This is a genomic window from Nocardioides pymetrozini (genome assembly GCF_046058985.1).
Taxonomy (GTDB): Bacteria; Actinomycetota; Actinomycetes; order Propionibacteriales; family Nocardioidaceae; genus Nocardioides.
In genome coordinates this window covers 1,295,671-1,321,722 of record NZ_CP175556.1, presented here as the reverse complement: position 1 = coordinate 1,321,722, position 26,052 = coordinate 1,295,671, and the positions used below count along the sequence as shown (strand labels likewise).

Annotated in this window: 25 protein-coding genes; 5 read left to right on the top strand and 20 right to left on the bottom strand. The window is 72.3% G+C overall.

Annotated elements, in window-relative coordinates; translation table 11 throughout:
- The first annotated feature begins 296 nt into the window (after positions 1-296).
- On the top strand, positions 297-1,808 hold the full coding sequence (locus tag ACJ5H2_RS06470) for a DEAD/DEAH box helicase (protein ID WP_408898747.1): 1,512 nt from the start codon (positions 297-299) through the stop codon (positions 1,806-1,808).
- Between the two features lie 100 nt (positions 1,809-1,908).
- Here ACJ5H2_RS06470 and ACJ5H2_RS06465 read toward each other — a convergent pair whose 3' ends face one another.
- The 3 genes from ACJ5H2_RS06465 to ACJ5H2_RS06455 all read right to left on the bottom strand — a co-directional run bounded on the left by ACJ5H2_RS06465 (position 1,909) and on the right by ACJ5H2_RS06455 (position 4,484).
- Positions 1,909-2,763: a hypothetical protein gene (locus ACJ5H2_RS06465; protein WP_408898746.1), complete on the bottom strand. Its 855-nt coding sequence runs from the start codon at positions 2,761-2,763 to the stop codon at positions 1,909-1,911.
- A gap of 136 nt (positions 2,764-2,899) precedes the next feature.
- Positions 2,900-3,685, bottom strand: a complete 786-nt coding sequence (locus ACJ5H2_RS06460; protein WP_408898745.1) for a L,D-transpeptidase — start codon at positions 3,683-3,685, stop codon at positions 2,900-2,902.
- Positions 3,686-3,692: 7 nt separating this feature from the next.
- Complete coding sequence (locus ACJ5H2_RS06455; RefSeq protein ID WP_408898744.1) at positions 3,693-4,484, bottom strand: ParA family protein; 792 nt, start codon at positions 4,482-4,484, stop codon at positions 3,693-3,695.
- A 39-nt stretch (positions 4,485-4,523) separates the two neighbouring features.
- On the opposite strand from ACJ5H2_RS06455, the gene ACJ5H2_RS06450 reads away from it, so the two are divergent.
- On the top strand, positions 4,524-5,285 hold the full coding sequence (locus tag ACJ5H2_RS06450) for an SDR family NAD(P)-dependent oxidoreductase (RefSeq protein ID WP_408898743.1): 762 nt from the start codon (positions 4,524-4,526) through the stop codon (positions 5,283-5,285).
- 163 nt (positions 5,286-5,448) lie between these two features.
- Here ACJ5H2_RS06450 and ACJ5H2_RS06445 read toward each other — a convergent pair whose 3' ends face one another.
- The 4 genes from ACJ5H2_RS06445 to ACJ5H2_RS06430 form a co-directional block, all read right to left on the bottom strand.
- Positions 5,449-6,057, bottom strand: coding sequence for a MarC family protein (locus ACJ5H2_RS06445; RefSeq protein ID WP_408898742.1), 609 nt, complete (start codon positions 6,055-6,057; stop codon positions 5,449-5,451).
- Complete coding sequence (locus tag ACJ5H2_RS06440) at positions 6,057-6,926, bottom strand: PHP domain-containing protein (protein ID WP_408898741.1); 870 nt, start codon at positions 6,924-6,926, stop codon at positions 6,057-6,059. The genes ACJ5H2_RS06445 and ACJ5H2_RS06440 overlap by 1 nt, the downstream gene beginning before the upstream one ends.
- Positions 6,927-6,950: 24 nt before the next feature.
- Positions 6,951-7,652, bottom strand: coding sequence for a DUF6758 family protein (locus ACJ5H2_RS06435; RefSeq protein ID WP_408898740.1), 702 nt, complete (start codon positions 7,650-7,652; stop codon positions 6,951-6,953).
- Between the two features lie 62 nt (positions 7,653-7,714).
- A complete protein-coding gene (locus tag ACJ5H2_RS06430) occupies positions 7,715-8,284 on the bottom strand; it encodes a histidine phosphatase family protein (protein WP_408898739.1) in 570 nt (189 codons plus the stop codon).
- Between the two features lie 38 nt (positions 8,285-8,322).
- Between ACJ5H2_RS06430 and ACJ5H2_RS06425 the strand changes: the two genes are divergently transcribed.
- Positions 8,323-9,522, top strand: a complete 1,200-nt coding sequence (locus ACJ5H2_RS06425) for an MFS transporter (protein WP_408898738.1) — start codon at positions 8,323-8,325, stop codon at positions 9,520-9,522.
- On the opposite strand, the gene ACJ5H2_RS06420 is transcribed toward ACJ5H2_RS06425, so the two are convergent.
- From ACJ5H2_RS06420 to ACJ5H2_RS06390, 7 genes are read right to left on the bottom strand one after another with little or no spacing between them, the layout of a single operon-like run.
- Entirely contained in the window at positions 9,485-10,054 is a 570-nt protein-coding gene (locus tag ACJ5H2_RS06420; protein WP_408898737.1) for a hypothetical protein, read from the bottom strand. The genes ACJ5H2_RS06425 and ACJ5H2_RS06420 overlap by 38 nt on opposite strands.
- A 4-nt stretch (positions 10,055-10,058) precedes the next feature.
- Complete coding sequence (locus tag ACJ5H2_RS06415; protein ID WP_408898736.1) at positions 10,059-11,699, bottom strand: choice-of-anchor P family protein; 1,641 nt, start codon at positions 11,697-11,699, stop codon at positions 10,059-10,061.
- On the bottom strand, positions 11,696-12,403 hold the full coding sequence (locus ACJ5H2_RS06410; protein WP_408898735.1) for an ABC transporter ATP-binding protein: 708 nt from the start codon (positions 12,401-12,403) through the stop codon (positions 11,696-11,698). The genes ACJ5H2_RS06415 and ACJ5H2_RS06410 overlap by 4 nt, the downstream gene beginning before the upstream one ends.
- Positions 12,400-13,194, bottom strand: a complete 795-nt coding sequence (locus ACJ5H2_RS06405; protein WP_408898734.1) for an ABC transporter ATP-binding protein — start codon at positions 13,192-13,194, stop codon at positions 12,400-12,402. Before ACJ5H2_RS06405 ends, ACJ5H2_RS06410 begins: the two co-directional genes overlap by 4 nt.
- Before the next feature lies 1 nt (position 13,195).
- Positions 13,196-15,181: an ABC transporter permease gene (locus tag ACJ5H2_RS06400; RefSeq protein WP_408898733.1), complete on the bottom strand. Its 1,986-nt coding sequence runs from the start codon at positions 15,179-15,181 to the stop codon at positions 13,196-13,198.
- A gap of 6 nt (positions 15,182-15,187) precedes the next feature.
- Complete coding sequence (locus ACJ5H2_RS06395) at positions 15,188-16,663, bottom strand: ABC transporter substrate-binding protein (protein ID WP_408898732.1); 1,476 nt, start codon at positions 16,661-16,663, stop codon at positions 15,188-15,190.
- A gap of 5 nt (positions 16,664-16,668) precedes the next feature.
- Positions 16,669-18,120: an ABC transporter substrate-binding protein gene (locus ACJ5H2_RS06390; RefSeq protein ID WP_408898731.1), complete on the bottom strand. Its 1,452-nt coding sequence runs from the start codon at positions 18,118-18,120 to the stop codon at positions 16,669-16,671.
- 184 nt (positions 18,121-18,304) lie between these two features.
- Here ACJ5H2_RS06390 and ACJ5H2_RS06385 point away from each other — a divergent pair, with 184 nt between their 5' ends.
- Complete coding sequence (locus tag ACJ5H2_RS06385; RefSeq protein WP_408898730.1) at positions 18,305-18,832, top strand: DUF6174 domain-containing protein; 528 nt, start codon at positions 18,305-18,307, stop codon at positions 18,830-18,832.
- 3 nt (positions 18,833-18,835) lie between these two features.
- Here the strand turns inward: ACJ5H2_RS06385 and ACJ5H2_RS06380 are convergent, their stop codons facing one another.
- Positions 18,836-19,888: a MaoC family dehydratase gene (locus ACJ5H2_RS06380; protein WP_408898729.1), complete on the bottom strand. Its 1,053-nt coding sequence runs from the start codon at positions 19,886-19,888 to the stop codon at positions 18,836-18,838.
- Entirely contained in the window at positions 19,885-21,081 is a 1,197-nt protein-coding gene (locus ACJ5H2_RS06375) for an acyl-CoA dehydrogenase family protein (RefSeq protein WP_408898728.1), read from the bottom strand. The genes ACJ5H2_RS06380 and ACJ5H2_RS06375 overlap by 4 nt, the downstream gene beginning before the upstream one ends.
- Positions 21,082-21,240: 159 nt before the next feature.
- Here ACJ5H2_RS06375 and ACJ5H2_RS06370 point away from each other — a divergent pair, with 159 nt between their 5' ends.
- Positions 21,241-21,573, top strand: a complete 333-nt coding sequence (locus ACJ5H2_RS06370) for a hypothetical protein (RefSeq protein WP_408898727.1) — start codon at positions 21,241-21,243, stop codon at positions 21,571-21,573.
- 25 nt (positions 21,574-21,598) lie between these two features.
- On the opposite strand, the gene ACJ5H2_RS06365 is transcribed toward ACJ5H2_RS06370, so the two are convergent.
- The 4 genes from ACJ5H2_RS06365 to ACJ5H2_RS06350 form a co-directional block, all read right to left on the bottom strand.
- Complete coding sequence (locus ACJ5H2_RS06365; protein WP_408898726.1) at positions 21,599-22,954, bottom strand: hypothetical protein; 1,356 nt, start codon at positions 22,952-22,954, stop codon at positions 21,599-21,601.
- Between the two features lie 223 nt (positions 22,955-23,177).
- Positions 23,178-24,260 carry a hypothetical protein gene (locus ACJ5H2_RS06360; protein WP_408898725.1) on the bottom strand — a complete coding sequence of 361 codons (1,083 nt, stop codon included), beginning with the start codon at positions 24,258-24,260 and terminating at the stop codon, positions 23,178-23,180.
- Positions 24,261-24,267: 7 nt separating this feature from the next.
- The gene (locus ACJ5H2_RS06355; RefSeq protein ID WP_408898724.1) at positions 24,268-24,486 is read right to left on the bottom strand and encodes a DUF6752 domain-containing protein; all 219 of its coding nucleotides are present in this window, start codon (positions 24,484-24,486) and stop codon (positions 24,268-24,270) included.
- A 17-nt stretch (positions 24,487-24,503) separates the two neighbouring features.
- Positions 24,504-26,036: a methyltransferase domain-containing protein gene (locus ACJ5H2_RS06350; protein WP_408899596.1), complete on the bottom strand. Its 1,533-nt coding sequence runs from the start codon at positions 26,034-26,036 to the stop codon at positions 24,504-24,506.
- Positions 26,037-26,052: the final 16 nt, after the last annotated feature.

Below are 26,052 nucleotides of genomic sequence, written 5' to 3'. Positions count from 1 at the left end.
CGCCGCCGCCGATGGCCCCCGCCGTGCGGCCGGCCGGTAGACTCGACGGCAGCGAGAGCCTGCCCGCACCCCTCGGGGTCCGCCACGGCCCGCTCGGGCACCCGCCCACGTATGTGCGCGGCTGAGTGTGAACAGCCGCATTTGATCTGGCGCCTGCCGACCGGCTGACGACACTCACGAAAGCGAACAGAGCACTGACTTCCAACGACACCACCCCTGCGTCCACCCCTGCCCCGGAGACCGCGGCCGCCGAGGCCGCCGAGACCGCGGCGCCGACCTTCCGCGACCTCGGCGTGATGCCGCAGATCTGCGACGCCCTCGAGCGCGCCGGCATCGTGCACCCCTTCGCGATCCAGGAGATGACCCTCTCCGTCGCGCTGATGGGCACCGACCTGATCGGCCAGGCGCGCACCGGCACCGGCAAGACCCTGGCCTTCGGCATCCCGGTCATCCAGCGCAGCGTGGCGCCCAGCGACCCCGACTACGCCGAGATCCCCCAGGGCAAGCCGCAGGCGCTGATCGTGGCCCCGACCCGCGAGCTCGCGCTCCAGGTCTCCAGCGACCTCCACCTGGCCTCGGAGGACCGCGGGCTGCGCGTCCTCACCGTCTACGGAGGCGTCGGCTACGAGGGTCAGATCGAGGCGCTCGAGAGCGGCGTCGACATCGTCGTCGGGACGCCGGGCCGCCTGATCGACCTCGCCAACCGGCGGGTCCTCGACCTCTCCCACGTGCACGCGCTGGTCCTCGACGAGGCCGACGAGATGCTCGACCTCGGCTTCCTCCCCGACGTGGAGAAGCTGCTGCGGCTCACCCCCGAGACCCGGCAGACGATGCTCTTCTCGGCGACGATGCCGGCCGCGATCGTCTCGCTCGCCCGGATCCACATGCGCCACCCGATGAACATCCGCGCCGAGTCGTCGTACGAGAACGCGACGGTGCCGGCGACGGCCCAGTTCATCTACCTGGCCCACGACCTCGACAAGCCCGAGATCATCGGCCGCATCCTGCAGGCGGAGGACGCGGGGAAGATCGTGATCTTCACCCGCACGAAGCGGCAGGCCCAGCGGGTCGCCGACGACCTCGTCGAGCGCGGCTTCAAGGCCAGCCCGCTGCACGGGGACATGGCGCAGGTGGCGCGCGAGAAGGCGCTCACCCGCTTCCGCGAGGACAAGATCCAGGCGCTCGTCGCGACCGACGTCGCCGCGCGCGGCATCGACGTCGCCGGCGTCAGCCACGTCATCAACTACACCTGCCCCGAGGACGACAAGACCTACGTCCACCGGATCGGCCGCACCGGCCGCGCCGGCGCCTCGGGCATCGCGATCACGCTGGTCGACGCGACCGACGTGCACCGCTGGAAGATGATCAACAAGGCGCTGGACCTGCCCTTCGACGAGCCGGTCGAGACGTACTCCACCTCCGAGCACCTCTACCACGACCAGGGCATCGCGCCCGGCACGAAGGGCCGGGTCGTGCCGCCGGCACCGCAGGCGCCCCGTGGTGAGCGGTCGGGCGAGCGGTCGGGCGAGCGGTCGGGCGAGCGGTCGGGCGAGCGCGGCCGCTCCGGCGACCGCCGGACGAGCGAGCGCAGCCGGACCCGGACGCGCACCCGCACCCGCGGAGGCCGTCCCGTCGAGGAGGGCGGCGAGAGGCCGGCCGCCGAGGGCCGCGCGGCCGGCGAGGGCGCGGCCGCCGAGGGCGGCGAGCGGCCGGCGAGTCGCAACCGGCGTCGTCGCCGGCGCAGCGGTGGCGGCGCCAGCGGCGGGACGGGCGGCACCGGGAGCGGGACGGAGACCCAGACCGCCTGAGGTCTCGGCCCCGGCCCGCAGGGCCCGAGGGCGACACAGCACGACACGACGCGAAGAGCCCGGGCGATGCCCGGGCTCCTCGCGTCTGTGGTGCGGAGAGTCAGCTCGCGAGCGGCTCCACCCACACGTTGCCGACGAGCACCGGGTGGTCGCTGATGCCGTTGTAGATCTTGGCGTAGTCGCTGAACTCGGTGCCGGTCCAGGTGGCGAGCATCCAGTCCGGGCCGGCCTTCGGCGGCACCGGGCAGGGATTGCGCTTCGTGCCGCCGAGGGAGACCAGGTCGGTGGCCCGCGCGACGCGCTTGCAGAACTCCACGCGCTCGTTCATGTCGCCCATGACGAGAACCGGGTTGCCCTTCGCGCCGAGCCGCTTGATGAGCTTGATCTCGCGCACGGTCGAGATGTCGCGCTCGGCCTCGAGCCCACCGGGGGCGTTGTGGATCGCGACGACGTAGATCACGCGCTTGGTCGCGCGGTGCTTGAGCTTGACCCACGGGATCGCCCGCTGGTGGCCCATGGACGGCCGGTAGATCGCGCCCTTGTCGCGCACGTCGTACTCGTCGCTCCGCCACGCGATCTGGATCGCCGAGCTGTAGTTGCCGAGGCTGCGGCGGGGGTGGAACGCGAAGCGCGACAGGCGCTTGCGCAGCACCTTGAGCTGCGAGCGGTGCACCTCCTGGAAGGCGACGACGTTGCGCTTGCGGTCCTGGACCTCGCTCGCGGCGCGGTGCGCGCGGCCCTCGCCGCCGGGCGCCATCGAGGCGGTGAGGATGTTGAACGACATCGCGCGGACCTCGTAGCCGCCGCCCACCTCGGCGGGCGCGGCCTCGGGGCCCGCGGTGCGCGCGGTGGCCGTGGCGGAGGCACTGTCGGAGGGCGCGAGCGAGGCGCCGAGGGCGAGCGCCATCAGCGCGGCGCAGATCGTGGCAAGGTGCTTTCCATACGGGGCGAGCATCCGGGCACCCTAGGCAGACGCCCCCGCCGCGGGGCAAATCCGGCACGGAGAGGCCTTGCTACCCGTGAGGCCGGTGAGGCCGGTGCGGCCGAAGGGACCGACGGGGCGAGCGACCCGCCCCGGGGGGAACGACGGCTCAGGCGGTGACGACGACCTTGGTGCCGATCGGCGCGAACTCCCACAGAGCGATCGCGTTGCTCCGCTCCTGGCGGATACAGCCGTGGGACAGCGGGGTCCCCAGCTGGGCGACGGTCTGGACCGGCCGGCCCTCGTCCACCGGGATGGTGTGGAAGCCGATCGCGGCGCCCTGGGTGCCCTGGGTGAACCGGACGAAGTACTCCATGGTGCCGGAGTCGTCGATGCCGATGGCGTTCCGGCTGCGCGAGTACACGGCGTACGTGCCGGGCTCGAGGTTGTCGTAGATGCTGCCGGAGACGAGATAGGTGCGCTCGACCGAGCCGTCGGCGTCGACCAGCCAGACCCGCTGCCGTCCCTCGCTGAACACGACCCGGCGCCCCGCGCCGGAGGCCGAGGGCAGCTCGGTGGAGTCGGAGACCGCCGCGATCCGCGTGCTGACGTCGGCGAGCTCGCCGTTGACCGGGCCGTCGAGCGCCGGCAGCTCGTCCGGCTTCGGCGTGTCCTGGGCCGCGGGGGGCGAGGCGGTCGGCGGCGACGGCGTGTGCGCGGCCGCACCCTCGCCGGTGCCCGCGGCGCTGGCCGCGGCCCGTCCGTCCGCCCCGCCCGGGAGCAGACCGAGGCCGCCGGCAACGCCGACCGCGGTGACGGTCAGCGCCGCGGCGAGCGCGGTGATCCGGCCGTAGCGCGGGCGCGGCGCGGCACGGCGTCGCCCGGCGGGCGGACGGGCGACCCGCCGCCCCCCGCGGTGGCGGCCGGAGTCCGAGCGCGCTGCGTGCTTCGACACCGTGCGATCAGCGCTCCGCGCGGGCCAGGAGGGTGCCGGCGACGTCGCGATAGGCCTGGGCTCCCTTGCTGGAGCGGCTGGTCGCGAGGATCGAGCGGCCGGCGGCCGGCGCCTCGGCGAACTTGATGGTCTTCGGGATCGGCGGCTCGACGACCTCGAGGTCGTAGGTCTCCGCGATCGTCTCCAGTACGGCGCGCGCGTGGTTGGTGCGGCCGTCGTACAGCGTGGGCAGCACACCCCACACCGCGAGCTCGCGGTTGGTGAAGCGGCGCACGTCGTGGACGGTGTCCAGGAGCTGGCCCACGCCACGGTGGGAGAGGGTCTCGCACTGCAGCGGGATCAGGACGCCGCTGGCCGCGGTGAGCGCGGCGACGGTGAGGACGCCCAGCGACGGCGGGCAGTCGAGCAGCACCCAGTCGTAGGTGCGGCCGCTCGCCTGGAGGTCCTCCATCACGCCGCGCAGCACGTGCTCCCGGCCGGTGCGGGTGAGCAGGTCGGCCTCCGCGCGCGCCAGCTCGATCGTCGCCGGCAGCAGGTCGACGCCGTCGTCGGTCTCGATGATCGCCTCGTCGACCGCCGTACCCTTGGTGAGCACGTGGTGGACGGACAGCTCCAGGTCCTCGGGGTCGATGCCGAGCGAGAACGTCAGGCAGGCCTGCGGGTCGAGGTCGACCAGTAGCACCGACTGGCCGCGCTCGGCCAGCGCCGCGCCGATGGACGCGACACTGGTCGTCTTCGCGACGCCGCCCTTCTGGTTGGCGACGGCGAGGATCGTGGGAGCCGCCTGCACGCTGTTCATCGGGGACCATCATGCCGGATGACCTCCTAGTCTTGCGGCATGCCCACCGCCCTCGTGACCGGCGCGACCGCCGGCATCGGTCTGGAGTTCGCCCGCCAGCTCGCCGCCCGCGGCGACGGACTGGTCCTCGTGGCCCGCGACGAGGCGCGGCTGGCGGCGGTCGCCGAGGAGCTGCGCACGTCGTACGGCGTGGGAGTGGAGGTGCTGCCCGCGGATCTCACGGCGCCCGATGCCCTGGCCCGGGTCGAGGCCCGGCTGGCCGACCGCTCGGCGCCGGTCGACCTGCTGGTCAACAACGCCGGGTTCGGGCTCAAGGAGCGCTTCCTCGACAACCCGATCGACGTCGAGCAGGCCCAGCAGGACGTGCTGGTGCGCGCCGTACTCCGGTTGACCCATGCTGCCCTCGGCGGCATGGTCGAGCGGGGTCGCGGCGGCGTGGTCAACGTGTCGAGCGTGGCCGCCTTCCTCCCCCGAGGCACCTACAGCGCGGCGAAGGCGTGGGTGAACTCGTTCAGCGCGTGGGCCCACCAGGAGTACGCCGCGCAGGGCGTGAGCGTGATGGCGCTGTGCCCCGGCTTCGTGCGCACGGAGTTCCACGAGCGTCTCGGCGTCGACCGCGACTCCTCCGCACCCCGGCTCCTCTGGCTCGAGCCCGACCGCCTGGTCCGCGACGCCCTCGCCGACTTCGACCGCGGCCGTGCCCTGTCGATCCCGTCGAAGCGCTACAAGGCGATCGTCGCCGCCACCCGCCTCGTCCCCCGCCCCGCCCTCCAGCGCCTCCAGTCCCTCGGCCGCAAGTGATGTTGAGTCGTCACTTCTGACCCGTCGAGTCGTCACATCCCACCGGCCGAGTCGTCACATCTGACCGGTCGAGCTCGACGCCACGCGGAGAGATCGGCAAGTCAACGGGTCAGAAGCGACGACTCGGCGGGTCAGAAGTGACGACTCAACATCACGGCGCGGGTCAGCCCTCGCCGGCGACGAAGGCGCGTACGGCGTCCGCTACGAGCTGGACGGCGATGGCGGAGAGCAGCAGGCCCGCGATGCGGGTGACGAGGAGGACGCCGCCGTCGCGGATGAGGCGCAGGATCGGCAGCGAGTAGCGCATGGCGGCCCACAGGGCGAGGTGGACGCCGACCACGCCCAGCGCGACGGCGATGCCGTCCTCCCAGGTGTCGATGTCCTGGACGAAGAGCATGGTGGCCACGATCGCGCCGGGGCCCGCCAGGAGCGGGGTGCCGAGCGGGACGAGCGCGATGTTGGCGTCCGCCGAGGCGGTCATCTCCTCGCTCTTCCCGGTGAGCAGCTCGAGCGCGACGAGCAGGAGCAGCAGGCCACCCGCGCACTGCAGCGCGGGCAGCGAGATGTGCAGGTAGTTGAGGATCTGCTGGCCGAAGAAGGCGAACAGCGTGATCACGAGGAAGGACACCGCGACGGCCTGCCACGCGGCGCGGCGCGCGGTGGCCGGGCTCCGGCCCGCGGTCAGCGACAGGAAGATCGGGACGGTGCCGACCGGGTCCATGATCACGAAGAGCGTCACGAAGACCTCGACGAGGAGGACGTACTCGATCATCAGCGCGCCTTTCCGGCCAGACCGGTCGTGGAGCCCAGGGCCGCGGCCCGCTCCAGGATGCGGTCCAGCTGCCGTGGGTCGGTGGTCTCGCAGCCCAGGTCGTGGCCGGTCTTGCCGGTGCCGTGGTGGTCGCTCGCCCCCGTGACGACCAGGTCGAGCCGGTCGGCGATCGCGCGCAGGCGGCCGCGGGAGGGTGCATCGTGGTCGAGATGGTCGACCTCGATGCCGGCCAGGCCGGCGTCGGCGAGCTCGGCGAAGGCCGCCTCGTCCAGCGTCGAGGCCGATCCGCGGCCCCACGGATGCGCGATGACCGCGACCCCGCGGGCCGCGGTGACCAGCCCGATCATCGCCACGAGGTCCGCGGCGTAGCGGTCGATGAACGCCGGCCCGCCGTCGTACAGATAGCGCGCGAAGGCCTCGTCGCGGTCCGCGACGACGCCGAGGCGCACCAGCAGGTCGGCGATGTGCGGTCGCCCCGTCACCCGGTTGTCGGGGCTCACCTCCGCGAGCGCCTCCGCGGTCGCCGGGATGCCGATCTCCCGCAGCCGGGCCAGCATCGCCGGCACCCGGCCCTCGCGGCCGGCGACGATCCGCCCCAGCTCGGCCTGGAGCGCCGGGTCGCCGGCCTCGGGCAGGTACGCCAGCAGGTGGACGCCCGCGCCGCGGAAGCGGGTGCTGATCTCGATCCCCCGGACCAGCCCGACCCCGGTCTCCTCCGCCGCGGCGACCGCCTCGTCCCACCCCGCGGTGGTGTCGTGGTCGGTGAGCGCGACGACCTCCAGACCCGCCGCGGCCGCCGACCGGACCAGGTCCGCCGGGGACGCCGTCCCGTCACTGACGGCGGAGTGGGTGTGCAGGTCGATCGTCACCCGCCGAGAGTAGTGGCGGACGCCTCACCACGAGGGCGCCGGGCCACCGAACGGAAGCGCGACCAGCTGCGGGCCCGTCGCGGAGATGTCGCGCAGGATCCAGTCGTCGCGCAGCAGCAGGATCGCCGAGGCGGGGCGCAGGACGAGCCACAGCCATCGACCGCCGGCCTCCCCGGCGAGCACCGAGCGGTCCCACTCCCCCGGCGTCGTGCTGACCGAGACCGGCCACAGACCGACCGGGTACTGGTCGACCCGCACCCGGACCGGGGCCGGTCCGTCGCCGACCTCGTGGCCGGGGTCGATGCGGTCGGGCTGGTCGGGCGTCGCGAGCCCGGCGACCCGGGCGCCGAACCCGGTGCCGGGCTCCTCGCTGACCACCATCACGTCCACGGGCCCGTCGAGCTGGCTGGTGCCGGCGACGCAGGCCATCGTTGCGCGCGTCGACGGGTCGTCGGGGTCGCCGGAGACGACGGCCGCGAAGTCGCTGACCGACCAGCCCGGCCCCAGCGGCCAGGGCAGGTACGTCGGGAAGGAGCCGACTCGCAGCAGGTGCGCCGCGAACGCGTCGTACGACGCCGCCACCGGCCGCCACAGCGGTACGACGACGCCGTGGTCCGGGCACGACCAGCGCCCGTCGCCGACCTCGGCCACCGGCGCCGGGCAGCGCGGGCACTCCACGCGCACCCCGTCGCTGCCGCCGCGGGGCCCGGGCTCATCGGTCGGCATGTCCGACACCGTCCTGCGCGCGGGCGCGTTCGTCAAGCCGTTCGTCGAGCATCGGGCACGCGTCAGCTGTTCCAGCGCAGCAGGACCGGCGTCTCCCGCTCGTAGCCGAGCTCGGAGAGGGTGGCGGTGTCGAGCCGGAAGAGCCGCCCCTCCCGCACCGGCAGGCCGAGCCAGCGCGCGGCGAGCGCTCGGAGTACGTGGCCGTGGGCGAAGACGAGGACCGGCCCCGCGGCGGCCCGGATCCGCTGGACGACGCGATCGCAGCGCGCGGCGACCGCGTCGGCGGGCTCCCCGCCCGGTGTCGGGTGCGTCCAGATCGTCCAGCCCGGCACCTCCTCGCGGATCTGCGCGGTGGTGCGGCCCTCGTAGTCGCCGTACCCCCACTCGACGAGGTCGTCGCAGACCTCGGCGTCGGGGAAGCCGGCGAGCTCCGCCGTCCGCCGCGCCCGGAGCAGCGGGCTCGTCAGCACCTCGGCGAAGGTCGTGCCGCCCAGCCGTACGGCGAGCTCCCGGGCGACGTCTTCGCCGTCGGGCAGCAACGGGAGGTCGGTGCGGGAGGTGTGCTGACCCGAGACGCTCCACTCGGTCGCGCCGTGCCGGGCCAGGAACGCGGAGTCGGCCATGGCGAACATCCTGCCAGCGTGGTGCCGCCGGTGGCAGGATCCCCGGCATGGCCCTGACCCGGTACCGGCTCGCCATCGCGCTCGGGTTCGCCACCCAGGGCTTCGTGTTCATCGGCCTGACCACCCGGCTCCCGGACCTCAAGGAGCGGTGGGACCTCTCGGAGCTGGGCATCTCCGCGGTCCTGCTGGCGATCGTGCTGCTGGCCGGAGCCGGGTCCGTGCTCGCCGAGCGGCTCGCGGCGCGCGTGGCGAGCGCGCGGGTGCTGCGGGCGGGACTGGTGCTGGCGGCGGCGGGCTCGGCGCTGATGCTCGCCGCACCCGCGTGGGCGGCGTACCTCGTCGGCGTCGGGCTGTACGGCGTGGGGCTGGGGGTCGTGGACGCGACCACCAACATGCAGGCGGTCGCTCTCGAGCGGCGCTACGGCCGCACCATCCTGCCGAGCTTCCACGGGGCCTGGACGCTCGGCGGCCTTCTCGGCGCGGCGACCACCCTGGCCACCGAGGATGCCGCCCTCGGCTGGACCGCGCTCACCGCGCTCGTGCCGCTCCTCGCCGCCGCGGCGGCCTTCCTGCCTCGCGAGCCGCGCGAGACGGACCCGGCCACGGCGACGGCCGCGGGGCCGGCGATCCCCTGGCGGCCGATCCTCATGGTCGGCCTCGGGATGGTCGTGTTCTACATGGTCGACACCGCGGCGCAGACCTGGGGAGCGGTCTACCTCGACGACGTCGTGGACGCGCCCTCACGCTTCGTCGCGCTGGCCGCCCTCCCCTACCTGCTGGCGAGCCTGGTCGTCCGAGTCGCGGGCGACGCCCTCGTGGAGCGGTACGGCGCCACGCCGGTCCTGCGCGTCGGCGCCGTCGTCGCGTGCGCCGGCCTGGTCGTGGTGACCGCCGCACCGACCTGGCTGGTGGCGGTGCTGGGCTTCACCCTCACCGGCGCGGGGATCTCGGTCGTCGCACCCCTGAGCTTCTCGGCAGCGGCGCGGATCGCCGGAGGCTCGGTCGAGCGGGTGGATGCGGTGATCGCCAGGTTCAACCAGTTCAACTACGTGGGCGGACTGCTCGGCGCCGTGCTCACCGGGGTCGTCGGCCAGGACGAGCTGCGCTACGGCTTCGTCGTGCCCATGGTCCTGGTGCTCGCCCTGCTCCCCCTGGCCCGGTGGTTCGGCGCCGGCACCCCGGCCGCCGCACGGGAGAGGGAGATCGACCTCAGCGCCGAGCCGTCGGCCGGCACACCCGGCACGTAGCCAGGTGGGCGTTGTCCTCGCCCACGGGGGCGAGGTCGTCGCGGTGGGCGATCAGCGCGCAGTCGCGACGGTGCATGGTCGTGCCGCCGCCGGCCACGACCGGGATCGCGCCGACGTCGTGGCCCTGCTCGTCGGTACGCGCCGCGGTGGCGGTGACCTCGGCGAGCACCAGCAGCGTGTCGGCAAGGCGCTTGGACGACTCGCGCCCGTCGGCTGCGATCCGCGCGAGCCAGGCACCGAAGTAGAGGAAACCGCCGACGAAGGTCAGCCCGAGGCCGAGCATGCCGCCGGACACGACGTACGACATCTGGTCCCACTGGTACGGCGTGTTGGCGGCGCCGTACCAGCCCAGCACGATCACGACGATCCCGAGCGGAAGCAGGATCGCGCCGGCCCAGAACAGGACGACCTGGAGCAGCGCGTAGTGGTTGTCCTTGAGCGGTGCGATGCCGGAGCGGCTCGAGCCGCCGGCGTCCCCGGCGCGCGGGAGACCCTGCGGGCGGGTGGCGCGGGGGTTGGCTGCTGTGGTCATGAGCTCATGCCTTTCGGAGGTCGGGCAGGCCGCTGTCGAGGCCGTGGGGACAGGATCCGCCGAGCCCGAGCGCCGCGGCCCCGATCCGGCGGAACCACGAGCCGGCGACCGCGGCGAGGGCGAAGGCGGCGACGAGCAGCATCCCCGGGATCGAGAACAGCTCGGGCAGGCCGGCGCCGGTCGGTGCCGCGTCGGCCAGCTCGCCGGTCGGCGCCGAACCGGCCGGGGTGACGGCGCCGATCGGCGCGGGGGCGGCGGCCGGTGGGACGCCGACCCCGCCCTCGGCGGGCGGCGGAGCCGCCTGCTCCGCGGCGGCAGGCGGCGCGGCCTCCGCGGTGGGCGGCGGCGCGGAGAGCTCGATCGGCGGCACCGTGTCGACCTTGGCCTCGGCGACGCCGAGCGTGATCACGACCCGTGGCGCGAGGTTGGAGAGGCCGGACACGACACCCTTGAGCGGGCCGGCCTGGGCCGGGACCAGCTCGGCGAGGATGTTGGTGGGCAGCGCCTTGAGCAGCGGGGAGAGGAGCAGCGTGTCGATGGTGATGCGCAGGCCCTCCGAGACGCTCGTCCCGGCGTCGCCCTCGACCGTGCGGACCTGCTGGGGCACCTCGATGGAGATGCCGAGTGCCTTGAGCGCGTCGAGGGGCAGCTTGTCGAGACCAGGAAGAGGCGTCGTCGTCCCTCCGGGAGTGACGGCGCCGTCGGGGCCGATCCCGAACTGCTGGCCGGCGATCGTCATGCCGCCCCACAGCGTCTTGCCGGTCGCCGTACCGGCGGTGCCGTCGGAGGTGGTGCGGGCGACCGTCTCGACGCCGCCGAGCGTGACCAGGCCGCCGAGGAGGCGGATCTCGCCCAGCGTCGACCGGGACACACCCACGACCTTGTCGCCGGTGGCGTCCATCTTGCTGGTGGACACGTAGCCGTCGATGTCGACGAGCGCGGCCAGCTCGGGCGGCAGGCCGGGCGCGGCGGCGCGTGCGGTCGGCGCGGCGGGAGCGCCGGGCAGTCCGCCGAGGCCGCCGGTGAGCAGCCCCGTGACCCCGTTGAGGAGGTCCATGAGCCCGTTCTTGGTGCCCGGCTCGGGCGCGGCGGCGCCGTCGGGTCCGACCACGGTGCCGTCCGGTGAGAAGCCGGTCTCGGCGGTCGCCGTCTTGTCGCCGGAGGTCGTCCGCATGATGGCGCCCGGGACCGACTCGTCCTTCTGGGTCGGCGTGTCCCCGGGGAACTGGGAGTTGACCTGCATCGGGTAGCCGTTGTCCGTCAGCGGGTTGGGCGGCAGACCCAGCTGCTCGGCGAAGGTCTTGAGCCCCTCGCCGACCGGGTCGCCGGGCCAGAACAGGCTCGCTCGGCCGCGGGACTCGCCGGAGTCCGCCTTCACCTTGCTGTAGCCGAGGTCGAACTCGACCTGCGCCTGGCCGGCGTCGACGGGGATCGGGATGCTGGGCTCGAACATCTGCACCCGGATCGGGGCCGACCACGCCTGCACCGTGAAGCCGCCGTAGCCGGCCGTGGCGGTGCCTGCGCCGTCGTCCGCGCGGGCGGGCGTGGTTCCCGGCCCCGCGGCCAGCAGGGCGAAGGACCCGACCATGCCGCCCGCGACGCCCCGCGCGAGAGCCCGTCGCATCCGGCTCGAGTGGTGGTTCATGCTGCGCCTCCCAGGATGACGTCGGCCATGGTCTCGAGGATCTCCCCCGGCTCGCCGGTGGCCACGATGCGCCCGCCGCTCATCACGGCGGCGTAGTCCGCGACCCGCAGTGCGGTACGGGCGAACTGCTCGATGCACAGGATGGAGACGCCCGACTCGGCGATCCGCGCCACGGTCTCGTAGAGCTCGTCGACGATCAGCGGCGCGAGGCCCATCGAGAGCTCGTCGAGCAGCAGCAGGGCCGGGTCGGACGCGAGCGCCCGCGACATGGCGAGCATCTGCTGCTCCCCGCCGGACATGGTGCCGGCCAGCTGGTGGCGGCGCTCGTGCAGCCGCGGGAAGTAGGCGTACGCCGTGTCGAGGATCGCGCCGGCGGGGACGCCGGCGTAGGACATGAGCACCAGGTTCTCCTCGACCGTCAGGTTCGGGAACACCGAGCGCCCTTCGGGGACCGTGCACAGCCCGACCCGGGCGAGGGCGTCGGAGGTGGCGCCCTGGACGTGGACGCCGGCGAGGTGGATGTCCCCCGACGTCGGCTCCTTCTGGCCGCTGACGACCTTGACCAGGGTCGACTTCCCGGCGCCGTTGGGCCCGAGCAGGGCCATCACCGCGCCGCGCGGCACCGCGAGGTCGACGCCCCGCAGGACCTCGATCCGTCCGTACGCCGCGTGCAGGTCGATCACCTCGAGGATCGGGACGCTCATGACGGCACCTCCTCGACGACCGGCAGCACGCTGGTGTCGTCGTTCTCGCTCGCTGCCTCGGTCTCGCTGTAGCCGAGATAGGCGCGTTGGACGGCGGGATCGGCGCGGACGTCCCCCGGCGTGCCGGACGCGATGATCGCGCCGAAGTCGAGGACGTGGATCTCGTGGCACACGCTCATCACCAGGTCCATGTCGTGCTCCACCATGAGGATCGAGCAACCCTCGGCCGCGAGCTCGACCAGCAGCTCGCCGAAGGCGTCGGTCTCGGTCTCGTCGAGGCCGGACGACGGCTCGTCGAGCAGGAGCAGCTGCGGATCGCTTGCGAGGCAGCGGGCCAGCTCCAGGAGCCGAGCGGTGCCGGTCGGGATCGAGTCGGCCCGCTCGTCGGCGTACTCCGCGATGCCGACCCGGTCCAGCAGCATGTCCACGCTCGCTGCCCCTCGCCTGCCACCGAACCATGCCAGTGGACCGCCGTGGATCTCCTGGGCGACGCGGACGTTGTCCCGCACCGACAGGGAGCCGAAGGCCTCCAGCCGCTGGAAGGTGCGGCCGATGCCGTTGCGGGCCCGCCGGTGCACCGGCCACCCGGTCACGTCACGGTCCCGGTAGCGCACCCGTCCCTTGGTGGGCCGCTGCAGGCCGGTGATCACATTGAAGCAGGTGGTCTTGCCGGCCCCGTTCGGGCCGATCAGGCCGGTGATCACCCCCCGGTCCGCCGTGAAGCTCGCCCGGTTCACCGCGGTCACCCCACCGAAGCGGACGACGACGTCGTCGACCTCGAGCAGCGCCATGTCACACACCCCTTCCCGCGACCGTCGCGTCGGTGCCGTCGCGGACGACCGACACCTCCGACAGAGGCAGGTCGACCGCCCCGTCGGTCCCGTCCGCCGTCCCGCCCCGCGGCAGGAGGCGCTGCAAGCGGTCCTCGAGACCGGGCGCGACGCGGGAGCGCAGCCATCGCCCGAGCCGGAAGAGGTGGTTGGCGATCCCGTTGGGGTCGCGGCCGAGCAGCACCGCGCCGAAGCCGATGACCGCGAACAGCAGCCCGGCCATGCTCGGTGAGGCCGCCTGGAGCTCGGGCAGCAGCATCAGTGCGATGCCGCCCAGCAGCGCGCCCGTCACCGACGTCGCCCCGAAGACCACGGCGAGCAGCAGGACGAGCAGCGACTGGAAGTACAGGAAGTCCGCGGCGCCGACGGTGCCACGCAGTCCGGCGAAGAGACCGCCGGCGAGACCGGCGATCCCGGCCGAGAGCGCGAACAGGCCGACCCGGAACCACCGCATGTCCAGGCCGAGCGTTCCGCAGGCCGAGGGGCTGTCGCGCATCGCGATGAGCAGCCGCCCCAGCGCACCGCGCCGCAGCACGAGGATCCCCAGCGAGAGCAGCACGAAGGCCAGCACCATGAACCAGACGTACGACGTGTCCGAGCCGATCCGCAGGCCGAGGATCGAGAGCCGGTCCGCGGCCAGGGTGCCGTTGAACTTGAAGGCGAACTCGGCGTTGAAGACCACCTTGTCCATCAGCACGGCGAAGGCCATCGTCGACAGGGCCAGGTAGAGGCCCGTCAGCCGGAGGACGGGCAGCGCCACCAGCGCGCCCACGCCGGCCGCGATCAGCGCCGAGAGCAGCAGCCCGAGCAGGTTGGGCTCGTCGAGCTTGGCGTAGGCGAGCGCGCCGACCCCGGCGAAGGTGAACTGCGCGAGCGAGACGTGGCCGCCGTACCCGGTCAGCAGGACGAGCGACAGCATCACCATCGCGTACGTCGCCGCCACGCCGATGAGCAGCACCTGGTTGGGCGCCACGACGTTGACGAGCAGCAGCGTCGCGACCAGGAGCCCGGCGCCCGAGCCGACGGACACCCGCATCGACGGCACCGCCGCGGTGACGATGCCCTTGACCTGGCCGATCCGCAGCTGCGCCTGCGGCATCAGCACGACGATCGCGAACAGGAAGAGGGCGGGGATCACCGGCCGGAAGGACGCCAGGAAGCCCTCGGTCGGCAGGTAGCCCACCGCCCACGACTCGAGGACGCCCAGGATCATCGCGCCCGCGAAGGTCATCGGCAGGCTCTTCAGCCGCCCGAGCATCGCGGCGGCGTAGGCGTTGATGACGAGGAGGGTGAGCGCGTAGTAGTCGAGCAGCACCACCGGCGTGAGCAGGATCCCGCCCAGTGCCGCGAGCGAGATGCCGATCGCCCAGGACAGCGCGGCGACCCGGTCGGGCTTGCCGCCGAACAGCTTGAGCAGCTCGGGGTTGTCGACCGACGCGCGCATCGCCGTGCCGATGCGGGTGCGGCTGAGCAGCAGGTACAGCCCCACCGCCACCGCGATGGCACAGACCAGGGTCACCAGCTGGTGGGCGGTGACGTAGGTGTCGCCGATCTTCCACCCGGTGCCGGACCAGAAGGGCAGCAGCACCCGCGGCTCCGGCGGCCAGATCTGCTGGGCCAGGCCGATCAGGCCGACGAGCAGGCCGACCGTGACGACCAGCGCCACCGACACCGGCCCCTCACCGAGGCCGCGGGTGACGAAGCGCTGGATGAACCAGCCGATCGCCGGCGCCACGACGCCGAGCACGAGGACCAGCGAGAGCACGGTCGGCATCCCCTGGCGCTGCGTGAAGTCCCAGAACACGAAGGCCAGCAGCATGCCGAAGGCTCCGTGGGCGATGTTGAAGACCCGCGTGGTGGTGTAGGTCAGCACCAGGCCGCTGGCCATGATGGCGTAGGCCGCCCCCGTGAACAGGCCCAGCAGGGTGAACGCGAACAGCGATCCCATGGACGATCAGCCCCCGATCCCGGAGTCGACGACGTTGCCGCACAGGTAGGTGCCGGAGGACACCTGCTGCCACTTGCCGCCGCTGAACTGGATCATCTTCAGGCACGGCGGGGTCGCGCCGGTGGCGAGGTTCATCGCGGTGTGGGCTCCGTTCCCGGTCCAGGCGGTGGTGGACCGGACGGCCTCGACGAGTGAGGCACGCGTCAGCTTGCCGCCGAGCGCGGTCGCCTTCTCGACGAAGAGCCGGGCCGCAGACCACGCGAAGAGGCCGTAGTAGTTGGGGATGGCACCCGGCTTCACCTGTTGCAGCCAGGACAGGTAGAGCTGGACCTCGGCGTTGGCGGTGTTCTCGAAGAGGTCGTTCGGAGAGAACACATAGGTCCCCTCCGCGACGGCACCGGCCTGAGCGACGTACCGCTTGTCGTAGATCGTCGGGTCCTGCATGTAGAAGTCCGGCTTGAAGCCCTGCTGCTGCATGGCCTGCTGCAGCTTGACCGTGTTCTGGTAGGGGCCGTAGTAGATGACCGCCCGGATGCCCTTGTCCTTCATCTGCTGCACGTACGGCGCGAAGTTGAACTCGGCGACGTCGATGCCCTGGACGTACTTGGCCGACCAGCCGGCCGCCTTCTCGTAGCCGGCGGCGAGGCTCTTGGCGTTGACCGGCGCCGCACCGGCGTTGATGTAGAGGAAGGCGGCGTTCTTGACGGCGTCGGGGTACTTGGCCGCCAGCCACTTCGCTGCCGGGTCCGAGATCAGGTTGGTGCGGATCGAGTAGGTACCGATGCAGGTCTTGCAGGCCTGGCGCTCGGGGTTCACGATCGTCGAGCGGAGGTCGGGCAGCCCGCACGCGTTGGCCGTCGCGGCGCCGCCGGAGTCGAAGGCCGACATCGAGCCCACCGCGGCGAAGGCCTCGGCGCACGCCTTGACGTAGGCCTGCTGGTCGGCGCCTGCGTCGGCGCGGCTGTCGAGGTTGGTCACGGCGAGCTTGCGTCCGCAGATCGTGTTCTGGGAGTTGAAGTACTCCACGTACGCACGGGTCGCCTGCTGGGCGGACTCGAAGATGCCGGGCACCGGGCCGGAGATGTCGGCGACGTTCGCCAGCGTGATCGTGCGGTCGGTGATGCCGGTCTGGTTCTTGAAGCCCTCGCACGACCCGGCCTTCGCGCCGCCGGTCGGCGAGCCCTTGCCCTTCTTGCCACCGCCGGCCCCGGTGCCTCCGTCCGGCACGGGCGCGCCGGACGCCGGGCCGCCTGCCGTGCCGGCCGCGGGTGCCTCGCCCGCGGCCGGCACGTCGCCCGCGGCGGGCATGGCGCCCGCCGGGAGACCGCTGTCGCCGGCGAGGCCGGCGTCCGCGCCCGTCGTACCGCCCTGTCCGCCGGCCGTCGCCACGGTCGCCGGGTCGAGCCGGGAGCCGCAGGCGGTGAGCGCCAGGAGGACCAGGGCGGCAGCGGCGGTACGCCGCCCGCGGGTGCGCACGGTCATCGGGGTCAGCCACCCACTCCCGAGTTGACCACGCTGCCGCACAGCCAGCTGCCGGGTGAGACCTGCTGCCAGCGCCCGCCCTTGTACTGGATGATCTTCTGGCACGGCGGGGTCTCCCCCGTGCCGACGCGCATCGCGGTGTGGGCGCCGTTCCCGGTCCAGTCGTTGACCTTGCGCAGCGCGGCGACCAGCGAGTCACGGGTGAGCTTCCCGCCCAGGGCGGTCGCCTGCTCGACGAACAGCCGCATCGCCGACCAGGCGAACAGGCCGTAGAAGTTGGGCACCGCGCCGGGCTTCACCTGGTTGAGCCACGAGAGGTAGAGCTGCATCTCCGGGTTGTTCTTGTTCTCGAACAGGTCGGTCGTGGAGTAGACGAAGGTCCCCTCGGCGAGGGCGCCGGCCTGCTGGACGTAGCGCTGGTCGTAGACCGTCGGGTCCTGCATGAACACCTCGGGCTTGAAGCCCTGCTGCTGCATGGCCTGCTGCAGCTTGACCGTGTTCTGGTAGGGCCCGGTGTAGACGACCATCTTGATGCCCTTGTCCTTCATCTGCTGGACATAGGGCGCGAAGTTGAACTCCGCGACGTCGATGCCCTGCAGGTAGTTGATGGACCAGCCCATCTTCCCCCACGCCGCGGCCTGGCTCTTGGCGTTGACGACGGCGGCGCCGGCGTTGATGTAGAGCACGCCCACGTTCTTCGTCGCCTCCGGGTACTGCGTGGCCAGCCACTTCGGACCGGAGTCCGCGATCAGGTTGGGGCGTACGGAGTACACGCCGAAGCACGTCGAACAGGCGGAGCGCTCGGGCGTCGTCGTGGTCGTGCGGATGTCGGGAAGTCCGCACCCCTGGGCGGCCGCGGCGCCGCCGGAGTCGAAGGCACCCATCGAGCCGACCGCCGCGAAGGCCTGGCCGCAGGCCTTGGTGTAGGCCTGCTGGTCGGCGCCGGCGTCGGCGCGGCTGTCGAGGTTGACCAGGGCGAGCTTGCGACCGCAGAGGGTGTTCTGCGAGTTGAAGTACTCCACGTAGGCGCGGGCCGCCTGCTGCGAGGCCTCGAAGATCCCCGGCACCGGCCCGGAGATGTCGGCGACGTTGGCCAGGGTGATCGTGCTGTCCGTGATGCCGGTCTGGTTCTTGAATCCCTCACACGACGCGGCCTTCGTGCCGCCGGTCGGGGAGCCCTTGCCCTTGCCGGCCGCCTTGCCGCCGCCGGCCGACCCCGCTGTCGCGTCCGGGGCGGCGACGCCGCCGTCACTGCCTGCGACCGCCGCGTCTCCCCCGGCCGGGACGTCGCCGGCAGCAGGGACCTCTCCTGCCGGCAGCCCGCTGTCGCCCCCCGTGCCGGCGACCGGGGCCGTGCCGTCCCCACCGTTGGCGCGGGCGACGGTTCCCGGATCGAGCTGGGACCCGCACGCCGACAGGGCGAGCACGACGAGGGCGACGCCGACAAGGCGTCGCACGCGAGTCTTTCGGGGCATGCGGACCTCTCATCGATTGCACAGCAGGTCACCGGTCCCTGGGGACCGCTGCTGGACCAACGACGGGCCTGTGACTCAGGTCACGCCAGAAATGGAACTTGTTCCAGTTTTACTTCCGTGGGGAACCGGCGCGCCCCTCTGCGCCGTCCGAGGCATCATGAGCACCATGCGCCTGTCTCGCCCCACCCTGGCCGCCCCCGTGATCGCCGTCGTCGCCGCCGCCCTGCTCGGCGGCGCGAGCGCGTGCACCAAGGAGTCGGAGCGCGCGGCCGACCGCACCGGCGCCTCGACGAGCCCGAGCGCGACGGTGACCACGACCGCTCCCGGCGCGAGCGGCACACCGACGGGCGCGTCCTACCCGGCGTTCACGCCGCAGGACTACCGCTACCAGCTCGAGGTGCTCTGCTACTGCCCCCAGGTCGGCACGGTGCAGGTGGTCGTGCGGGACGGCGAGGTCGCCGACGCGACCTCGCTCGACGGCCCGACCGCCGGCCAGCCCGCACCGGACTTCGCCCGCCTCACCATCGACGACATCATCACGATGGCCAACGACCCGGCGGTCGCGAAGGCGAAGGTCGAGTGGCCCGACGGGCAGGACCACCCGAGCTCGGTCATGCTGGACCGGATCGCCCAGGCGGTCGACGACGAGGTGACCTACACGATCACGAGCGTGCAGGTCACCCCCGCCGAATGACGATCAGCGCGGAATGAGCGCCCAGTAGTCCAGGTCCAGCAGGACGCCCGGCGCGTACTTGCCGTCCTCGCCGCGCAGGGTCATCGACGCGTCGCGCCCCTTCGTCGCGACCAGCCGCAGGCGCAGCGCGCCCACGCCGGGAGCGTCGGTCTCCGCCTTGTCCAGGACCTCGGACCACGCGTAGACGGTGTCGCCCGCGAACGCCGGCGCCGTGTGCGCGCCCGCGTTGATCGCGGCGATCAGCTGGGCGTTCGCGAGCCCGTTGAACGACAGCGCGCGAGCCATCGAGATCACGTGGCCGCCGTACACGAGGCGGTTGCCGTCGGGACGCGCCTCGACGTTGAAGTGCACCTTCGCGGTGTTCTGCCATAGTCGCGTCGCCTGCTGGTGCTCGGACTCGGTGAGCGTGACGCCGTCGACGTGGTCGATCCGCTCCCCCACCGCATAGTCGTCGAAGCGGTGCGGCTCACCCGCCGCCTCCACGTCGTACGACGAGAAGTCGAGGCCCGCGGGGACCACGAGGTCGGCGGCCGCCACCGCTGGGGCGAGCTCGGGGACGACCGGATCGGGGGCCGGGGCCTCGGGATCGCGCTTGTGCACCATCACCCAGCGGGCCCAGTCGAGGGCCACCTCGCCGCGCTGGTTGGTCGCGGTCGAGCGCACGTAGACCACGCCGCTCTTCCCGTTGGAGTTCTGCTTGAGCCCGATCACCTCGGAGGTGGTGCTGAGCGTGTCGCCCGGGACCACGGGCCGGTGGAAGCGGCACTCTGCGTAGCCGAGGTTCGCCACCGCGTTCAGCGAGACGTCCGGGACGGTCTTGCCGAAGGCGATGTGGAACGCGACCAGCTCCTCCACCGGATGCGGGTCGAGGCCGACGGAGGCGGCGAACGCCGCCGAGGACGGCACCGCGAAGCGGGTCGGGTAGAGCGAGCCGTAGACCGCCCGGTCGCCCTCGGTCACCGTGCGCGGCGTGGCGTGCCGGATGACCTGGCCGACCCGGAAGTCCTCGAAGAAGTTGCCCGGGTTCGTCTTGCCCGAGGGCGCGCCGGCGCTCACTTGAGCTTGTACTCCTTGAGGAGCGAGCGGCCGATGATCATCTTCTGGATGTCGGAGGTGCCCTCGCCGATCAGCATGAACTTGACCTCGCGCATGAGGCGCTCGATCTCGTACTCCTTGGAGTAGCCGTAGCCGCCGTGGATGCGGAAGGAGTCCTCGACGACCTCGTTGGCGTACTCCGAGGCGACCATCTTGGCCATGCCGGCCTCGACGTCCATCCGCTGGCCGGTGTCCTTGAGCCGCGCCGCGCGCACCATCATGTTGTGCGCGACCTCGACCTTGGTCGCCATCTCCGCGATCCGGAAGAGCACCGCCTGGTGGTCGGCGATGACCTTGCCGAAGGTCTTGCGCTGCTGGGCGTAGGCCACGCCGAGCTCGAAGCCCCGCCAGGCCAGGCCGCAGGCGCGCGCGGCGACGTTGACCCGGCCGACCTCGACGCCGTCCATCATCTGGAAGAAGCCCTTGCCGGGCTCGCCGCCGAGGATCTGGTCGGCGGAGATCTGGTGTCCCTCGAGGATGAGCTCGGTCGTCTCGACGCCCTTGTAGCCCATCTTGTCGATCTTGCCGGGCACGGTGACGCCCTGGGCGGTCTCCCCGAAGCCGGCCTCCTTCTCGACGAGGAAGGTGGTCATGTTCTTGTAGACCGACTCCGCACCCTCGTCGGTCTTGACGAGCAGCGCGACCAGGGTCGAGGTGGCGCCGTTGGTCAGCCACATCTTCTGGCCGGTGATGGAGTAGGACCCGTCGTCCTGCTTGGTCGCCTTGGTGGACACCGCCGAGACGTCGGAGCCCAGTCCGGGCTCGGACATCGAGAACGCGCCCCGGACCTCGCCGGTCGCCATCCGCGGCAGGTACTTCTGCTTCTGCTCGTCGGTGCCGTGCTGCATGAGCAGGTAGGCGACGATGAAGTGGGTGTTGATGACGCCCGAGACGCTCATCCAGCCGCGTGCGATCTCCTCGACCACCAGGGCGTAGGTCAGCAGGGACTCGCCCAGGCCGCCGAACTCCTCAGGGATCGTCAGGCCGAAGACGCCGAGCTCCTTGAGCCCGTCGATGATCTCCTGCGGGTAGGTGTCGGAGTGCTCGAGCTCCTGGGCCACCGGGATGATCTGCTCGTCCACGAAGACCCGCACGGCCTTCAGGATCTCGGACTGGTCCTCGGTGAGGCCTTCGGTCTGACAAAGCCGGGTCATCAGTTCCCTTTCAGTGGTCGTGCCGGACCGCACTGTACCCGCGAGTAGGCAGCGGAGGTCCCCTCGAACGAGGGCCGAGACCCGGACGTGAGACATGTCACCGCGGCGCCGGAGGGTGCTGGGGAACCGGGCTCGACGCGGGGCCCTAGCCTTGCGCCCATGAGCGAGTACGACGCCCGCGCCCCGTTCGGCCAGCCCGCGCCGACCAGTCCCGTGAGCCCCGCGAGCCCGTCGCGCGACGCCGACCTCGCGACCGCGCTGCGCGAGCTCAGCGGCTCGGTCGCCGCCTTCAGCGCGGCGGTTGAGGAGCTCGACCGGGTCGTCACGCGCGCGGACGGCCTGCTCGACCGGGCCGAGAAGCTGCTCGCGCCGCTCGCCGCGACCCAGCAGGTCGGCGACCAGATCAAGGTCGCCGGGCAGCTCGCGGGCCAGGTGGCGTCGGCGGCCGTGAAGCGGGGCGTCGCCGCCGCGAGGACCGTCACCGGGCCCTGAGGTCCGGGCCGGTCCCCGCGCCGGGTCAGATGGTGCGCCCGACCGCCGCGAAGAAGCGGATGAACATCTCGTCGTAGCCGAACTGGTCGGACCGGATCTGGGCGGTCGAGCCGGGGCGCTTCTGGTCCTTCGGGACCCATGACCGGTTGAAGTCGATGCGCACCGCCCGGGTGCCGCCGGAGGTGCTGGCCAGCACGAGCGCGCGCGGCATGCCGTAGGCGCTCCACTTGGTCTTCCGCTTGGCCCAGGACTTGTGCTTCTTCTTGGTGCCCAGCAGCTTCGCCAGCTTGCGGTCGAGGTCGGTCGCCTTGCGGTGCCCGGTGATGATCTGGACCTCGACGCCACGCGCGCGGGCGTTGACGATCGCCTTGTAGACCGACTTCCCTGCGAGCTTCTTGGTGGCCAGGTGCAGCGCCGAGCCCGGCGGCGCCTGGTCGATCGCGCTCTTGACCAGGCGCGCGGTCGCCTTCCGGTCGTCCTTGTTCGAGACCCAGCCCGGGGCGAAGGCGCCCGCTCGCGGACCCACGTTGCCGAGGTCGACGGTCAGCAGGTGGTGGTCGGAGTGCAGCCCGGTCGTGGTCAGGTTCGTGACCGGCAGCAGGGGGTCGCCCTGGTAGAGATAGGCGTGGTCGATGACCGCGCCGCTGTCGTGCGTCGCAGGCGCGACGCCGAAGAGGTCGAACACGTTGACCAGGCCGAGGGCCGCGATCTCGTTGCGCGGGTAGGCCGCCGTCCGGAAGTTCACGTTGACGTCGCCCGCCATGAGGACCGGTCCGTGGGCCGAGAGGCTCTGGGCCAGGGCGGCCATCCGCTGGTACGACGGGACGGTCAGGCCGCTGGTGTACTTCGACGGCGGCGCGAAGTGCACCGCGACGACCGAGACGGTCCGGCCCTCGGCGTTGCGCACGGTGACCCAGTTGGCGTAGCGCACGCCCCAGTGGACCTTCTGCTTCTTCGTCTTCCCCCAGACGTTGGTGATGTTGTACGTGCCGGAGGCGACCTTGGTCCAGCGCGTGGTGTCCCAGACCACCGCGGTGGCGCCGGTGTAGGTGCCGGGGGTGCGCTGGATCGCGTAGCCCGCGGGCGCCAGCAGCGCATCGGGTCGGCTGGAGACCTCGTTGTAGGTGATGAAGTCGGGCAGCTGCGCGAAGACCTGGCCCAGGTCCGACGCGGTGCGGTCCAAGGACATGCCGGACTTGATGTTGGCCTGCACGAGGCGGATGCCGCCGGCGCTGCCGGGGTCCGCCGCGGTGTTCTCGAGGTCGCCGCGGGCGCCGCCGTTGCTCGCGAGCGCCAGGACCAGGAGGGTCGCCAGCAGCGCCAGCGCGGTGACCGTCGCGGGGAGGGCACGGAGCCATCGAAGTGAGCTGTGCGTGCGCATGGGACCTCCGGATTCACGGCGTCGAGGCGCCGAGCGAACAATTTCCTCAGGAATCACATCAGTAACAACTTCACCATGGCAATACAGCGCGAATAACTACAGTCATGTAATTCGATGAATGACATCGTTGTGATTTATCCGGAAATGCAGGTAAAGCGCGTTTCCATGAATTCCGCCGAGCCTCGGGCGACCCTTCGGCCGGCCGCTCGGGGGCTTGAGGCGTTCAGCGGCGGCGCAGCGCGCCGAGCAGGCCGCGACGGCGCGGTGGGGCAGGCGCGGCCGCGCCGACGCGCAGGTCGCGGACGTCGGCGAGCATCGTGGCGACCAGCTCGCTGGCCACGGCGGCCACCTCGGCGTCGGTCACCGTGTCGGGAGTACGACGTGGCGCGAGCTCGGCCGGGATCTCGAGCCGGTCCAGGTCCCCCACGACGTCGACCGGGTGGGTGCGCAGGTAGGCCAGCGCCGCCGCGTTCCGCTCGCGGCACTCCTCGATCCGGTCCGGCTGCGGCCAGAACCGGTCACCGCGTCGCGGGACCAGCCGCTCGTCGGCGAGGAAGGTGCGGATGAACATGCCGCGGTCGCGGGCCGAGCCGAGCGCCTTGTGGGCGACCAGATGCTCGTTGACGCGCCGCAGCACCTCCGCCTCGACGACGCCCATCGACTCGTTGGGGAACGAGCTGCTCAGGTCGTAGGCGTCGGCGCTGAGGCCGAGGAGGCCCGCGAAGCGGTGCCAGATCTCGTCGCGCGGCGCGGAGGTGTCGAGCGGCAGGACGTGGATGCGCTCGTGCGGGACCGCCTCCGACCACCGCTGCAGGACCAGGTGCAGGTCGAGGGTGCGCCAGTTCCACACCTCGCGAGGGTCGTCGGACACCTCGCGCGAGTAGTCCGCCATCGGCGTGGTCCCGCGGTTCTTCAGGCTCTCCTGCCAGCTCGCCGTGAAGAGCCCGAGGAGGTCGCGCGCGGTGATGACGACGTGGACCTCCGCCGGCGCGAGCTGCTCGGCCATCCGGGTCGCCTGCTCGGCGCTCGCGGCGGCGAAGAACTCGTGGGTGACCAGCGCGTCGCCGTCGTACGCCGCGATCTCGGCACGCAGCCTCTCCCACGCGGTGCGGTGCTCCTCCGACGCCTTGGGCAGCCGGGGGTCCTCACGCACGATGCGGCTGCTCCACAGGTGGTCGAAGCGGCCCAGGCCCGGGAGCAGCATCCCGTCCGCGCGCAGCTGGTCGCGGGAGGACCACACGATCGTCTGCAGATAGGTGGTGGCGGTCTTGGGCAGCCCGATGTGGACGAAGACGCGTCGTGCCATCGCGGGCTCAGAGACTCTTGTCGAACGCCTCGATCGCCTCGGCGATCCGGGCCTCGTCCCGCTGGGCGACGGGGATGAGCAGCTCCTGGACGACGTCGACCAGCTCGGCCATCCGCACGTAGTGCCGCTGCAGCTCGACGACCTCGCGCTCGAGCGCCTCGATCCGCAGACGCTGGGCACGCACGGTCGCGAACAGGTTCCAGCGACTCTCGGTCCTTGGGCTCATCTCATCCCTCACTGCACTCACCACCGGGCGACCACGGCGGCCCGGCCGGCGTGACCCGGGGCACCGGGCTCGACGTCCGCCGACACGACCGAGCCACCGAACCGCTCGATCGACTCGAGGACCCCGTCGAGTGGAACAGGATACAAACCATCGCCGGCGCTCCCCTCCCCCGTCGCGAACTCCGCGTACAGCCGGCCGCCGCCGCGCAGCGTCATCGACGCGAACCGGACCAGGCCCTCGCGTCCGCGCTCGGTCGTGGCGTCGAGGAGGTGGCGGGCGAGGAGGGCCCGCGGACCGTCCAGGCGCGCGACCCGCGCGCCCTCGCCGAGCACCGAGCGCAGCTGGGTGAGGCTGATCATCCGGACGTCGAGGGGGGCGCCCTCGCGCGCCGCCCGGCGCTCGGCCTTGCGCAGCGTCTGCGGGACGTAGTCGTACGCCGTGGTCCGGAAGCCCTCGCGCGCCAGGTGCAGCGCGTCGCTGCCCCGGCCGGCACCGACGTCGAGGACGTGGGTGCCCGGCGCGATGTCCGCGGCGAGCCGCAGGGCGAGGGACGAGGGAGGGGCGTCCACGGGCGCCTTGCGGTGCGCGCGGTTCACCTGCCAGTCACGGCGGTAGGGCGAGAGCCCGCGGAACCAGTTGTCGAGGCGCTCCTTGACGTCCGCTGCCGTCTCGAACTTGAAGGCCGGGTCGGGAACCCGCCAGTGCGGGCCGTACATCGCCTCGAGGAGCCGCTCCGGCTCGGCGGGCGCCGGGAACTCGTGGCCCGCCAGGGTGACCGTCGACAGCGGGAGGATCCACTCCTCCCGGAAGTCCACGCCGACCTCGCCCATCAGGTACAGCCGCCCGTCGCCGGCGAAGAAGCCGCCGAACAGGTCCAGACCACGGACCGAGCCGTCGCTCTCCTCGACGTCGATCCGGAAGGCGCCGCCGCTGTAGCGGAAGGTCGCCATGCCGCGCTGGGCCAGGGCCCGCTGCAGACGGAAGGACTCGCGGACGACGTCGACCGGCGAGCCGTGTCGCGAGACGTAGCCGAGATCGGCGTCGGAGTCGTGGCCGAGGAAGTCCTGCTCGCGGACCGCGCCGAGCAGGGTGCCGTACGCCGGGAACGCGGCGATCCCCTCCTCCTCGAGGATGGCGATCACGCGGTGCATCGCCTCGAGCAGCGGCTCGAGCTGGTCGCCGCTGCGCACGGAGAACTCCGGGTGGAAGCGCCCCGACTTGTCGAGGGCGATGGGCAGCCCCTGCTTGTTCACGAACGCGATCCGCTCGGTGCCCGTGCCGAAGGAGGTCTCGGCGTCGAGCAGGACCGCTCCCGCGACGTGGTCGCGCACGGTGACCCGCGCCCGGCCGTCGAGGAAGCGGAGCATCCGCTCGGGCCAGGCGACGGTGCGCTCGCCGGGGAGCCCGGACGGCGACGCGGTCGTGTCGCGCACCGACCAGAAGGACCAGATCCGGCGCTCGTCGAAGAGCACGTCGAGCGCGCGGTCCTCCTCCACGCCGGAGAGCACCAGCCCGTCGGTGCCGGCGACGGTGACGCCCTGGTCGGTCATGCCCACGGGTCCACCC